The sequence below is a fragment of the Massilia aurea genome (genome assembly GCF_024753205.1).
In the GTDB taxonomy this organism is placed as follows: domain Bacteria; phylum Pseudomonadota; class Gammaproteobacteria; order Burkholderiales; family Burkholderiaceae_D; genus Telluria; species Telluria aurea.
Map to the genome: position 1 here is coordinate 851,967 of NZ_JANUGZ010000002.1, position 13,635 is coordinate 865,601.

A 13,635-nucleotide genomic window follows, 5' to 3' on the forward strand; every position below is an offset into this window, starting at 1 on the left:
GTCTTCTCAAGTAAATACTTTGTTGCGATGCACACATAATAGTCTTGATCCCGAATCGGATAAAGATGACAATACCGAATTGATTGTTCAGATTCCTGAACAATAGCGTGATTTTTTAGTCAAAATCCAGATGAACAAGCTGCAAGCCATGGAAGTGTTCGTGCAAGTCGTCGATGCGGGCAGCTTTACGCGCGCTGCTGACACGCTGCAAATGCCCAAGGCGACGGTCTCGACACTGATCCAGGCGCTCGAAACGTCGCTCGCCTCACGCCTGCTGCACCGTACGACCCGCCACGTGTCCGTGACGTCCGACGGCGCCGCCTATTACGAGCGCTGCGTGCGGATCCTGTCGGACGTGCGCGACGCCGAAGAATCGCTCACGCGCCACCGCTTCAGCCCGAGTGGCCGGCTACGGGTGGATGCGCCCACGGGCCTGACCTGCGAGATCCTGATCCCGGCCCTGCCCGATTTTTTTGCGCGCTATCCCGATATCACGCTGGAGATGGGCAGCACCGATCGCCCGGTCGACCTGGTCGAGGAAGGCGTCGACTGCGCCGTGCGCGGTGGCGACCTGATCGACAACAACCTGATTGCGCGCCGCGTTGGCGTAATCAATTTCGTCACCTGCGCGGCGCCATCGTATATCGAGCGCTTCGGCATGCCGCTGCATCCGAACGATCTGGAGCGCCATCGCTGCGTCAATTATTTCTCGTCCAAGTCGGGCAAGGTCAGCGGCTGGGACTTCACCCGCGACGGCGAGCGCATCGAGGTCATGCTGCCCGGCGCCATCGCGCTCAACGACTCGAATGCCTATATCAAGGCGGGCCTGGCAGGCCTGGGCGTGATCAATATGACCGACTATCTTTTGTCCGAGCAGCTTGCCACCGGCAAGATGGTGCGGCTGCTGCCGGATTGGCGCTGCGATCCGATTCCCGTTCATGTCGTCTATCCGCACAACCGCCATTTGTCTGCCAAGGTGCGGGTATTCGTCGAATGGATCGCCGAGCTGTTCGCGAACCATGCCCATCTGCGCGTGCAGCCGGCCGACACCATGGCGCCCACGCCGGCGCTGCCGCCACGATAGGCTGCCGCACTGGGAACAGCGGCGGTAGAATCGTCCTTACAACAATACAGGGAGACGCCGCCATGTACACCGCATCCACGCCACGCGCCATCGATGTCCTGCTGGCGCGCTATGGCGAAAGCCACTGCAATCCCGTCAATGAACTGATCCACATCGTCTGCATCCCGGCAATCGTGTTCAGCCTGCTGGGCATCCTGTGGGCGCTTCACCCGGCGGTGGCACTACTGGTCGTGGCGGCGGCGCTGGCGTATTACGTCACCCTGTCGCGCACCTTCGCCCTGGGGATAGGCGTGATGGCCGGCGCGATGCTGCTGGTGCTGGCGATGCTGCCGGACGGGACCGTGCTGCCGACGTCGATCGGCGTGTTCGTGGCGGCCTGGCTCGGCCAGTTCGTCGGCCACCATATCGAGGGCAAGAAGCCATCGTTCTTCGACGATCTGCGCTTCTTGCTGATCGGGCCGCTGTTCGTGCTGAGCATCCTGTACCGGCGTATCCGGGTCGCGTGGTAATGTTGCATTTCTACTACATCGGCCGCGCGGGTCGATGAACTGATGCCGACAGGACCTTGGCGGGCCATCTATACTCCCGCGATGTCTTCCCCCATCCTGTTTACCATCGCGTCCCTGATCTGGGGCTCGACCTTCTGGGCCATCACCCTGCAACTGGGGCACACCGCACCGGCGGTGTCGGTGGCCTACCGCTTCTTCCTCGCTGCCGCTGCCCTGTTCGCCGTCTGCATCGCACGCCGCGAACGCCTGAGCCTGCCGTGGCGCACGCACCGCTGGATGGCGCTGCAGGGCGGCCTGACCTTCGGCATCTCGTATATCTGCACCTATCACGCGGAGCAGCATGTCGTCTCCGGCCTGGTGGCCGTGATGTTTGCGCTGATGGTGTTCTGGACGCCCATCTGGAGCCGCCTCTTTTTCGGCACCGCCATCAACCGCCGTACCTGGACTTGCGGCGCGGCCGCCACGGTGGGCGTCGCGCTGCTGTTCTGGCACGCCATTGGCGACGCCTGGCAGGCGATCCAGGCCGGCGGCAACGGCCACTTCATTGCCGGCGTCGTGCTGGCGCTGGCCGCGACCATGGCCAGCGCGGGCGGCAGCGTTGTCGTTACCAAGGTCAAGCAGCAGTGCGCGAACCTGCCGCTGACGATGGCGTGGTCGATGCTGTGGGGCGCGTCGATGGTGACGCTGTGGTCGCTCGCGAACGGCGACGCCTTCACGCTGCCCGACAGCGGCACCTACTGGGCTGGCCTGTTTTATCTGTCGATCTTCGGCTCCGTCATCGCCTTCTTTGCCTACTTCACGCTGATCGCCCGCATCGGCGCCAACAAGGCCGTGTACGTCACCGTCGTCACGCCCGTGCTGTCGGTGCTGCTGTCGGTGCTGCTCGAAGATTACCGGCCCGGCGCGCTCGAATTTCTCGGCATGATCGTGTGCCTGGCGAGCGTGGCCTGGGCCGTGCGTGCGCCCGCACCGAAAATCGTCCAATCCGCTAACCTGAACAATCCCATCGAATCGCCATGACCGCTGCCCCATTTTCCATCCGCCCTGCCCGCCCGGACGACGTCACCCACATCCACGCCATGATCGTGGAACTGGCCGTCTTTGAAAAACTCGAACACATGGTGGTGGCTACCGAAGCGCTGCTGCACGAAGGCCTGTTCGGTACCCACCCGTCGTGCGAAGCCATCGTCGGCGAAGAGAATGGCGAGGTCGTCACCTTCGCGCTGTTCTTCCATAACTTCTCGACCTTCCTCACCAAGAAGGGCTTGTACCTCGAAGACCTCTATGTGAAGCAAGCACATCGCGGCAAGAACATCGGCACGCGCATGCTGCAACGGCTGGCGCAGTTGGCGGTCGAGCGCGGCTGCGGGCGTTTCGAGTGGTCGGTATTGGATTGGAACGAGCCTGCAATTAATTTCTACAAGGCGATGGGTGCTGACGTGATGCCCGAATGGCGCATCTGCCGCGTGACGGGCGAGAGCCTGACGGCGCTGGCCGATCGCAGCTGATTCGGCTGACTTCGGCTGATTTCGGCTGACGCTAAACCCGACCGACAAAGAAAAACCCACGACGCGTTGGCGCCGTGGGCAAACCCATTTTGGCAAATGGGGAGGGGAGAAGTTGAATCACGAGAAGGACTATAGCCAGCGATCCTTAACGATTGATTAAGCCTTACATTTGCTTACGGCCGTCGCTGCTTTTTTTCTACACGCCGCGAAATTCATCTTCTCCGAAACGCAGATGACAGCCTTGCGGGCCGTCAAGAGTTCAGCCGATGGTGCGCAAGACGCCGCCATGGATGACGGCCCGGCAGGGATTCAAACCCATCGCATAGGCAAGATCGGCAGGTCGCGCGATGTTCCATAACGCCAGGTCGGCGCGCTTGCCGACCGTGAGCGTACCGATCTCGTCCTGCAGACCGAGCGCGCGCGCCGCGTGCGCGGTCACGCCCAGCAGCGCTTCCTGCGGCGTGAGGCGCCACAAGGTGCACGCCATGTTCAGCGCCAGCAGTAATGACGTCAGTGGTGAGGTGCCTGGGTTGCAGTCGGTGGCCACGGCCATCGGCACGCCGGCAACGCGCAAGGCGGCGATCGGCGGCATTACTGTCTCGCGCAAATAGTAATAGGCGCCCGGCAGCAGCACGGCCACCGTGCCGGCGCGCGCCATCGCGGCAATGCCCTCTTCGCTCAGTTGTTCAAGATGATCGGCGGACAAACCGCCATGGCGCGCCACGAGTGCGGCGCCGCCCTGGTCGGACAACTGCTCGGCATGCAGCTTGACGGGCAAGCCCAGTGTCCCTGCCTTCTCGAACACGCGCGCGGTCTGCGCGTTGGTAAAACCGATGCGCTCACAGAACGCATCGACTGCGTCCACTAAGCCCTGCTCTGCCAGTGCGGGCAACATGACGTCACAGACGTTGCTAATGTAGTCATCCGGACGCCCTGCGAATTCAGGCGGCAGCGCGTGCGCGCCCAGAAACGTGGTGACCACGCGCACCGGCAGCAGCTCGCCGATACGGCGCGCCGCGCGCAGCATGCGCTCTTCGGCGTCGGGCGCGAGACCGTAGCCCGACTTGATCTCGAGCGTCGTCACGCCTTCCGCCAGCAAGGCTTTTACGCGCGGCAGGCTGGCCGCGACCAGCGCATCGATATCGAGCGCGCGCGTAGCGCGCACGGTGGCCATGATGCCGCCGCCCTGGCGCGCGATGTCTTCATAGGAGGCGCCGTTCAGGCGCGCTTCCCATTCGTCACTGCGGTTGCCGCCATGGACGATATGGGTGTGGCAGTCGATGAGGCCGGGCGTGAGCCAGGCGCCGCCGCAGTCGTGTTCGTGCGCGGCTGGCGGCGCATCATGTCGCGCGCCGATCCAGGCGATGCGGCCATCCTTGATCGCCAGCGCAGCGTCGTGCAGCAGGCCGTAGCCGTTGTCCATCGTGGCCAGGTGCCCGTTGGACAGCAGCAGGTCAGTCATACATCCCCATGTCGTCATCGTCGTCGGAATAATAGTGAACGTCGACGATATAGATGGTGGCCTGCCCCGCCTCGAGCGTCCAGACAGTGCCCTGGTCGAGCACCACCGCGTCGTAGCGCACGAGGCCAATGCGCTCGTTGTCGCTGGCCAGCTGCAGGCTGTCGCCTTCGGCCAAAAACAGCACCGTGATCTCGGCGCGCGCGATGAAGGTCGAGTCGCCGCTCAGGCGCCGCCGGCCGAACTGGTGATAACAGCGCTCGCTGCGCGACATCACATTGAAGTCGGTCGTCGGTCCGCGATTGAGCTTGGCCCGCACTTCCGAGCTGCCGTCGAACGCCACCACCGGTTCGGCATGCGTGATCAGGGTCGGCTCGCCATCGATCTGCAAGGTCATGCCGTGCCCGTCGACCAGCGCCAGCGTGCGGTCGACACCCTCGAACTGCGAGAACGCGCCGTCTTCGGCGATGGTGGCGAGGCTGACGCGCCAGTCGAAATCGTCAAAGCCAGCGTCGAGCGGGCCGATCGCGATCTCGGTCGTGTTGCCGCCGCCGTTCTTCCACGGTACCGGGGCCAGGCCTGCAAACGGAATCAAGACAGTCATGTGGTCACCTTTCTAAGAACGCAAATCCCGCAGCGCCTGGCGGTAGCGCGCCGCAATCGCCTCCTGCGCCCGGTGGCGGCCGCCCTGCACCACCCAGCGTCCGCCGCACAGCACGTCGCGCACGAGGTTATCGTTACCGCAAAATACCATGCGGCCAAGGACCTCGGCGTGGTCCACGCCATCCAGGTTCGGATGCTGGGCATCCAGCACCAGCAGGTCGGCGCGCCGCCCTGCCGCCAGTGCGCCCACGCGCCGGCCAGTGGCTTGCGCGCCGCCGGCCAACGCAGCTTGCCACAAAAAGTCGCCGACACTGCGCTGCGCTGGCACGTGCGCCACATTGCGCTGCCGGTGCTGCAGGCGCTGGCCATATTCGAGCCAGCGCAATTCTTCGACAGGGCTCTGCGATACATGGCTGTCGCTGCCGATGCCGAAGCGCCCGCCGGCGGCGATGTACGGCGCCAGCGGGAACAGGCCGTCGCCCAGATTCGCCTCGGTGGTCGGGCACAGGCCGGCGACGGCGCCGCTGGATGCCAGCGCCGTCACTTCCGCCGCATCCAGGTGCGTGGCGTGCACGAGGCACCAGCGTTCATCAAGCACGAGCTGCTCCAGCAGATAGGCAACCGGCCGCCGGCCCGTGTGCGCGATGCACTGCGCCACTTCGGCCTCTTGCTCGGCGATGTGGATGTGCAGCGGCCGCGCGGCGGGCAAGCCGGCCGCCAGCGCGCGGATCGCATCGATGCCGGCCGCGCGCAGCGAGTGCGGCGCGGCGCCCACTTCGAGCTGGCCGCCCCGCAGCGGCGCCAATGCCTCGACGATGCCAAGCACGTCATCGACGTCGGTGCGAAAGCGCGCCTGGCCCGGCGTGAGCGGCTGCGCGCCAAATCCGGCGTGGCTGTACAGCACCGGCAGCAGCGTCACACCCATGCCGGCCAGTTGCGCGGCTGCGGCCACGCGTTCGGCGGTTTCGGCGGGGCGCGCATAACTGGCGCCATCGACAGCGCGCTGCAGGTAGTGAAATTCGCAGACCGATGTATAGCCATGGCGCAGGCACTCGGCAAACAGCTGCGCGGCGATGGCTTCGATCCCCTCCGGCGTGATGCGCGCGGCGAAGCGGTACATCAGGTCGCGCCAGGTCCAGAAGCTGTCCGGCCCTTCGCTGCCCGTTTCGGTCAGGCCGCCCAGCGCGCGCTGGAACGCGTGCGAATGCAGATTGACCATCCCCGGCAGCACGTACTCGGCGCGCGCCACATTCAGCGGCGGGCGCGCGCCGGGCGCCACCTGCGTCAGGTCGCCCCCGCTGTCCCATTCGAGCAGTACGTCGCGCTGCCAGCCCTGCGGCAGCAGCGCATGGCGCGCGAACAGCGCTGTCATGGCCGCACCCAGTCGACGGCGGCGCCAATCATGTCGCGCAGCAGCGGCTGCAGCGTAGCGGCCACCGCTGGCCGGTACTCGAACGGCGGCGCTTCGTTCATGTACAGGTATTGGCATTTCTCGAGCTGGATTGCGTGCACGCCCGATGCCGGCTGACCGTAGTGGCGCGTGATGTGGCCGCCCTTGAAGCGGCCATTGAGCGCGATCGAGAAGCGCTCCTGCGCGCGCGCCACGTCCAGCACCGCGGCTTCGAGGCCCGGGGCGCAGGACTTGCCTTCGGCCGTGCCGAAGTTCAGGTCCGGCAGCTTGCCGTCGAAAAAGCGCGGGACGACCGAGGCGATGGAGTGCGCTTCCCACAGCACCACGCGCCCGTGCTCCATCTTCAGGCGGTCGAGCTCTGCGCGCAACTGCGCGTGGTACGGCTGCCAGTAGCGCGCCAGGCGCCGCTGCACTTCGGCCCCGTCGGGTTCCATGCCATCGCGGTACAGGCGCTCGCGCCCGAACGTGTCGAGCGGGCACAGGCCGGTGGTGTCCAGGCCCGGATACAGGTTCGTGTCTTCGGGCGGGCGATTCAGGTCGATCAGGTAACGCGACCAGCGCGCCGAGATGGTCGAGATGCCCATCTCTTCGAGAAAACCGTACAGCTCGGGCAGGTGCCAGTCGGTGTCGGCGCGCGCAGCGGCGCACGGCGCCAGCGTGTGCGCCACCTCGTCGGGAATATCGGTGCCTGCATGCGGCATCGATACCAGCATGGGAAGCCTGCCTGCCTTGAACCGGAACGCCATCGCAACTCCCTCGTTGATTTACGGATGCAGCGCCGTGAACAGCGTCTTGCACGAGGCCGACAACGCGCCCTGCCACACCATCGTGCGCGCCGCCTCGATGTCCGGCGCAAAGAAGCGGTCGGCATCATATGGCGCAACCTGTTCGCGCAGCTGCGCGTGGACCGATTCCAGCGTCTGCGAACTGCGCAGCGGCCGGTGGAACTCGATGCCCTGGCATGCGGCCAGCAACTCGATGCCGACGATCACGCAGGTATTGTGCGCCATCTGGTGAAGACGGCGCGCCGCAAAGGTGGCCATGCTGACATGGTCTTCCTGGTTGGCCGACGTCGGCAGGCTGTCGACGCTGGCGGGATGGGCCAGCGACTTGTTTTCGGAGGCCAGCGCCGCCGCCGTCACGTGCGCGATCATGAAGCCGGAATTCAGGCCCGGCTCGCGCACGAGGAAGGCCGGCAGGCCTGACAGGTTGGCATCGATCAGCAGCGCGATGCGGCGTTCGGCCAGCGCGCCGATTTCGGCGATGGCCAGCGCCAGCGAATCGGCGGCAAACGCCACTGGCTCGGCGTGGAAGTTGCCGCCCGAGAGGATGACGCTGCCCGCCTCGCCGTCGGTGAACAGCAGCGGATTGTCGGTGACGGCATTCGCCTCGATCAGCAGCGTGCGGCCGGCATTGCCGATCAGGTCCATCACGGCGCCCATCACCTGCGGCTGGCAACGCAGGCTGTACGGGTCCTGCACGCGCTCGTCGCCGACCAGGTGCGAGGCGCGGATCGCGCTGCCGGCCACCAGCTCGCGGTAGATGGCCGCTGCCGCGATCTGGCCCGGCTGACCGCGCACGGCGTGGATGCGGGCGTCGAACGGTGCATCGCTGCCACGCGCGGCGTCGACCGACAATGCGCCGGTGACCATCGCGGCTTCGAGCAGGCGCTCGGCCAGGAACAGGCCGTGCAGCGCCAGCGCGGTCGACACCTGCGTGCCGTTGATCAGTGCGAGTCCCTCTTTCGCGCCCAGCACGACCGGCGCGATGCCGGCCGCCGCCAGCGCATCATTGGCCTCGACCAGCACGCCGTTGTGGCGCACCTGGCCCACGCCCAGCATGGCCAGCGTCATGTGCGCCAGCGGCGCCAGGTCGCCCGATGCGCCGACCGAGCCCTGCACGGGAATGGCCGGCATGATGTTGGCGTTGTACAGGGCAATCAGCGTCTCGACGATGAGCGGGCGCACGCCCGAGTAGCCACGCGCCAGGCTGCCGATCTTGGTCAGCAGGATCAGGCGGACAATCTGGTCGTCGATCAGCGGCCCCGTACCCACCGCATGCGACAGGATCAGGTTGCGCTGCAGCGTGGCCAGTTGCTCCACCGGGATATGGGCCTTGGCCAGGATGCCGAAGCCCGTGTTGATGCCGTAGGCCGGATCGCCCTTGGCGACGATGGCGTCGACGGCCGCACTGGATGCGGCGATGTCGCGCCAGGCCCCGCTGGCCAGGGTCAATGGTGCGTGCGCGCTCCAGGCGGCGCGCAGGTCGCCCAGGGTCAGCTGGCCGGGGTGCAGAGTGAATTCGTTCATGGATTTATTTGATCATCGGAAGATTGAGGCCATTGCGCCGGGCGCAGTCGATGGCGGTGTCGTAGCCGGCGTCGGCGTGGCGCATGACGCCCGAGCCGCAGTCGTTGACCAGCACGCGCGCCAGGCGCTTGGCGGCGGCGTCGGTGCCGTCGGCCACGATGACGACACCGGAGTGCTGCGAATAGCCCATGCCCACGCCGCCGCCATGGTGCAGCGAGACCCAGGTGGCGCCGCCGGCAGTATTCAGTAACGCATTCAGCAGCGGCCAGTCGGATACAGCGTCGGTCCCGTCGCGCATCGCTTCGGTTTCGCGATTCGGGCTGGCGACCGAGCCGGTGTCGAGGTGATCGCGCCCGATGACGATCGGCGCCTTCAGTTCGCCCGTGCGCACCATCTCGTTGAACGCGAGGCCCGCCAGATGGCGTTCGCCCAGGCCCAGCCAGCAGATGCGCGCCGGCAGGCCCTGGAACGCGATGCGGTCGCGCGCCATGTCGAGCCAGCGGTGCACGCGCGCGTCGTGCGGGAACAGTTCCTTTATTTTCGCGTCCGTCTTGTAGATGTCTTCGGGGTCGCCCGACAGCGCCACCCAGCGGAATGGCCCGCGCCCTTCGCAGAACTGCGGCCGGATATACGCCGGCACAAAGCCAGGAAAGTCGAACGCATCCTGCACGCCTTCGTCCTTGGCCACCTGGCGGATGTTGTTGCCATAGTCGACCGCGTGGCAGCCCATCGCCTTGAAGTCGAGGATGGCGCGCACGTGCTGCGCGCAGGATGCCGCCGCGTCGCGCGTCAGGCGCGCGTGCTGCGCCGGATCGCGCTGCGCGGCCTGCCATTCGGCCACGCTCCAGCCGCTTGGCAGGTAGCCGTTGATCAGGTCATGGGCCGAGGTCTGGTCGGTCACCAGGTCGGGCTTGATGCCGCCGGCCCGGGCGCGCCGTACGAGCTCCGGCAGCACGTCGGCGGCATTGCCAAGCAGGCCAATGGAGACGGCCTCGCGCTGCGCCGTGTGCTGCTGCACCATTGCCAGCGCCTCGTCGATGTCGCGCGCCTGCTTGTGGAGGTAACGCGTGCGCAGCCGGAAATCGATGCTGCTTTGCTGGCATTCGACGGTCAGCGACACGGCGCCGGCGAAGCTCGCGGCCAGCGGCTGCGCGCCGCCCATGCCGCCCAGGCCCGCGGTCAGGATCCAGCGCCCCAGCATGTCGCCGCCAAAGTGCTGGCGCCCTGCTTCGGCAAAGGTTTCGTAGGTGCCCTGCACAATGCCCTGCGTGCCGATATAGATCCAGCTGCCGGCCGTCATCTGGCCGTACATGAACAGGCCACGGCGATCGAGCTCGTTGAAGTGGGCCCAGTCGGCCCATTTCGGCACCAGGTTGGAATTTGCCAGCAGCACGCGCGGCGCGTCCGGGTGGGTCTGGAACACGCCGACCGGTTTGCCGGACTGGATCAGGAGGGTCTGGTCGTCATCGAGCTCGCGCAGGCTGGCCAGGATCTGGTCGTAGCAGGCCCAGTTGCGGGCCGCGCGGCCGATGCCACCATAGACGACGAGGCGCTGCGGGTTTTCCGCGACCTCGGCGTCCAGGTTATTTTGAATCATGCGGTAGGCCGCTTCGGTCAGCCAGCTCTTGCAACTGAGCGTGGTGCCGCGCGGGGCCTGGATCACGCGCGAGGGGTCGAAGCGGGGATCGTCGACAACATCAGCATTGTGGTTCATGGCGGCTCCTTCGATAAGGAATGGGCTCCGCGTGCGTACCGGATGAGTTGATCGCCAACCATCACCGCGTGGACGGAGAATCCGTCCACCCTACCGCATTCAGGTTGTCTATACAATCCTGTCCAATTACTTTTTGAAGACCTGCTTGCCTGCCACCCAGGTTTCGAGCACGCCTGTTTTGTGGATGTCGTACGTCGGCATCTTGAACAAGTCCTGATCGATCACGATGAAGTCGGCCAGCTTACCTGCTTCGAGCGAGCCGAGGCTGTCTTCGCGGTGCCCGGCGTACGCGGCGTCGAGCGTGAAGCAGCGGAATGCTTCTTTCAGCGACATCGCCTGGTTCGGGTACCAGCCGGCCACCGGCTGGCCCTGCGCATCCTGGCGCGTGACAGCGGCGTGCAGGCCGAAGAACGGGTTCGGTGCTTCGACCGGGAAGTCCGAGCCGCAGGCGATGCGCGAACCCTGGTGCAGGAAGGTGCGCCAGGCATACGCGCCCTTGATGCGCTCGGGGCCGACGCGGGTTTCGGCCATGTTCTTATCGGACGTCGCGTGGGTCGGCTGCATCGACGGGATGACGCCGATCGACTTGAAGCGCGGGATGTCGCCTGGCTGCACGACCTGCGCGTGCTCGATGCGGTGACGCTGCGCGCTGCTCTTGGTTGCCGAGACTTCTTTCTGGTAGATGTCGAGGATCTGCTTGTTGCCGGCGTCGCCAATGGCATGCACATTGACCTGATAACCGCGGCGCATCGCCTTCGTCATCATGGTGTCCATCTGCCCGCTCTTGAAGAACAGCAGGCCGTGCGAATGCGCGTCATCGCTGTATGGCTTGATCAGCGCCGCGCCGCGGCTGCCCAGCGCGCCGTCCGAATACAGCTTCACGGCGCGCAGTGCGTACATGCCGTTGCCGTAGTCGTTCAGCGGGCCGTTCTTGGCCAGCACATCGAAATCCGCGCCGGCGCCGCCGATCATGCCGTACACGCGCGTTGTCAGCTTGCCCGCATCGGCGTAGGCGCGGTACAGGCGGTCCTGGGTCACGTCCACGCCGGCGTCGTGCACGCTGGTGAGACCCACACGTGCCAGTTCCCCCAGGGCGCGGTCGAGCATCGTGCGCGATTCGGCCTCGGTCTGCGGCGGCAGCACCTTGGTCAGCAAGTCCTGCGCGGTATCGACCAGGACGCCAGTGGCTTCGCCATTCGCATCGCGCATGATCTTGCCGCCGACCGGATCCGGCGTGGCTTTCGTGATGCCGGCCAGCGCCAATGCGCGGCTGTTGGCCCAGCCGGCGTGGCCGTCGACGCGTTCGAGCCACACCGGCCGGTCGCTGACGACGGCGTCGAGTTCGGCCGCGGTGGGGAAGCGCCCCAGCTTCCAGTTTTCCTGGTTCCAGCCGCGCCCGCGCAGCCATGGGTGACCCGGATTGGCGCCTGCGTACTCGCCGATCGACTTCAGCGCGCCGGCCAGCGACGTGCTGTTGAACAGGTCGAGCTGCGTCAGTTGCTGGCCCAGGCCGAACACGTGGCCGTGGGCGTCGATCAGGCCAGGCAGCAGCGTGCGGCCACCCATGTCGATGCGTTTGGCCTGGGGCGCCTTGGCCGCGACATCCGCGCTGGCGCCCACGGCGATGATGCGGCCCGCGTCATCAAAGGCGAGCGCGGTGAACTGCACCAGGTCGCCCTTGGTATTGAGGGTATAGCCGTTGGCGTTGTCGATCAGGGTCGCGGCGTGGGCTGGCAGGCTGCCGGCAACGGCCAGGACGATCAGGGAACACAGGGGGGTCAAGCGGGCGCGCATGCGTGGTTTTCTCCGTCGGTTGGGGTCCCGCGCCTCGTGGGCGCAGCTCGGGAGAGTGTATAGAAATTTGCATGCCCGGCATAGCACCGGCGCCCGTTCAATCCCGGTTGGATACTACAGGCTCCTGCTCGCGTTCGAGCAAGGTGCGCTTGCGCTCGATCCCCCAGCGATAACCGGATAGCGCGCCGCCCGTGCGCACCACGCGGTGGCAGGGAATCGCCACCGCCACCGGATTGGCGGCGCAGGCTCCGGCCACGGCGCGCGCGCCGCCGGCCACGCCGACGATGACGGCCAGCTCGGCGTAGCTGACCGTGCGGCCGGCGGGGATGCTGCGCAGCGCCTGCCACACGCGCTGCTGAAAGGCGGTGCCGCGCACGTCCAGTGGCAACTCGAAACCGATGCGCGGCGCTTCGACCAGCGCGACCACCTGCGCCACGGTCTGCCCGAACGCCGCATCGGCGCCTTCGAGTACGGCGTGCGGAAAGCGCGCCTGCAGATCGTCCAGCAGCGGCGCCGGCGCGTCGCCGATCAGGATCGCGCAGATTCCGCGCGCGGTCGCCGCGACCAGGATCGCCCCCAGCGAGCACTGCCCGATGGCGAAACGGATCGTCTCACCGCGCCCGCCGGCCCGGTAGTGCGCCGGCGCCATGCCCAGCACCGCCTGCGCCCCCGCATAAAAGCGCGTGCTGGAGCCGTAGCCGGCGTCGAACAGCGCATCGAGCACCGGCGCGCCCTGCGCCAGCCCGCGCCGTACGCGCTCGCCGCGCCGCGCGGCCGCATACGCTTTCGGCGTGATCCCGGTCTGCGCCTTGAACACGCGGTGGAAGTGAAAGCGGCTCATGCCGGCCGCCTGCGCCAGGCTGTCGAGATCCGGCGCTTCGTCGGCGGCATCGATCAGGCGGCACACCCGCGCGACGGCGTCGCGCTGGCGCTCGGCGAGCGGCGGCAAGTGCGGCGCGCAGCGCAGGCACGGCCGAAAGCCGGCCGCTTCGGCGGCATTTGGGTCCGCATGAAAGGCCACGTTGGCGCGCCGCGCCGCGCGCGATGGACACGACGGCCGGCAATACACGCCGGTAGTGCGCACCGAGTACACGAAGCGGCCGTCGAAGGCCGGGTCGCGCTGCTCTACGGCGTTCCAGCGCAGATCGGCGCTGTCGGCGCGGTCGGCACCGGTATCGGCATTGGCATTGGCATCGGTGGGAATGGTCATGTTCATCTCCATGGGTCAGGCGGCAAGCCTATCG

The 13,635-nt window shown here is 66.6% G+C and carries 12 protein-coding genes; 4 read left to right on the plus strand and 8 right to left on the minus strand.

What is annotated here, in order from left to right:
* The first annotated feature begins 130 nt into the window (after window positions 1-130).
* The 4 genes from NX775_RS09300 (at window position 131) to NX775_RS09315 (ending at window position 3,101) form a co-directional block, all read left to right on the plus strand.
* Window positions 131-1,084, plus strand: a complete 954-nt coding sequence (locus NX775_RS09300; protein ID WP_258835740.1) for a LysR family transcriptional regulator — start codon at window positions 131-133, stop codon at window positions 1,082-1,084.
* A gap of 62 nt (window positions 1,085-1,146) precedes the next feature.
* Window positions 1,147-1,593 (plus strand): Mpo1 family 2-hydroxy fatty acid dioxygenase, encoded by a 447-nt coding sequence (locus NX775_RS09305; protein WP_258835741.1) that lies wholly within the window; start codon window positions 1,147-1,149, stop codon window positions 1,591-1,593.
* An 81-nt stretch (window positions 1,594-1,674) separates the two neighbouring features.
* Entirely contained in the window at window positions 1,675-2,613 is a 939-nt protein-coding gene (locus NX775_RS09310; protein WP_258835742.1) for a DMT family transporter, read from the plus strand.
* A complete protein-coding gene (locus NX775_RS09315; RefSeq protein WP_258835743.1) occupies window positions 2,610-3,101 on the plus strand; it encodes a GNAT family N-acetyltransferase in 492 nt (163 codons plus the stop codon). The genes NX775_RS09310 and NX775_RS09315 overlap by 4 nt, the downstream gene beginning before the upstream one ends.
* A 259-nt stretch (window positions 3,102-3,360) precedes the next feature.
* On the opposite strand, the gene hutI is transcribed toward NX775_RS09315, so the two are convergent.
* The 8 genes from hutI to ada form a co-directional block, all read right to left on the minus strand.
* Complete coding sequence (gene hutI, locus NX775_RS09320) at window positions 3,361-4,563, minus strand: imidazolonepropionase (RefSeq protein WP_258835744.1); 1,203 nt, start codon at window positions 4,561-4,563, stop codon at window positions 3,361-3,363.
* On the minus strand, window positions 4,556-5,164 hold the full coding sequence (locus tag NX775_RS09325) for a HutD/Ves family protein (RefSeq protein ID WP_258835745.1): 609 nt from the start codon (window positions 5,162-5,164) through the stop codon (window positions 4,556-4,558). The genes hutI and NX775_RS09325 overlap by 8 nt, the downstream gene beginning before the upstream one ends.
* Window positions 5,165-5,176: 12 nt before the next feature.
* A complete protein-coding gene (locus NX775_RS09330) occupies window positions 5,177-6,535 on the minus strand; it encodes a formimidoylglutamate deiminase (protein WP_258835746.1) in 1,359 nt (452 codons plus the stop codon).
* A complete protein-coding gene (gene hutG / locus NX775_RS09335; protein WP_258835747.1) occupies window positions 6,532-7,320 on the minus strand; it encodes an N-formylglutamate deformylase in 789 nt (262 codons plus the stop codon). Before hutG ends, NX775_RS09330 begins: the two co-directional genes overlap by 4 nt.
* 18 nt (window positions 7,321-7,338) lie before the next feature.
* A complete protein-coding gene (hutH, locus tag NX775_RS09340) occupies window positions 7,339-8,883 on the minus strand; it encodes a histidine ammonia-lyase (RefSeq protein ID WP_258835748.1) in 1,545 nt (514 codons plus the stop codon).
* A 4-nt stretch (window positions 8,884-8,887) separates the two neighbouring features.
* Window positions 8,888-10,597, minus strand: a complete 1,710-nt coding sequence (gene hutU / locus NX775_RS09345; RefSeq protein ID WP_258835749.1) for a urocanate hydratase — start codon at window positions 10,595-10,597, stop codon at window positions 8,888-8,890.
* 126 nt (window positions 10,598-10,723) lie between these two features.
* Window positions 10,724-12,391: an amidohydrolase gene (locus NX775_RS09350; protein WP_258835750.1), complete on the minus strand. Its 1,668-nt coding sequence runs from the start codon at window positions 12,389-12,391 to the stop codon at window positions 10,724-10,726.
* Window positions 12,392-12,488: 97 nt separating this feature from the next.
* The gene (gene ada, locus NX775_RS09355; RefSeq protein ID WP_258835751.1) at window positions 12,489-13,601 is read right to left on the minus strand and encodes a bifunctional DNA-binding transcriptional regulator/O6-methylguanine-DNA methyltransferase Ada; all 1,113 of its coding nucleotides are present in this window, start codon (window positions 13,599-13,601) and stop codon (window positions 12,489-12,491) included.
* Between the last annotated feature and the right edge of the window lie 34 nt (window positions 13,602-13,635).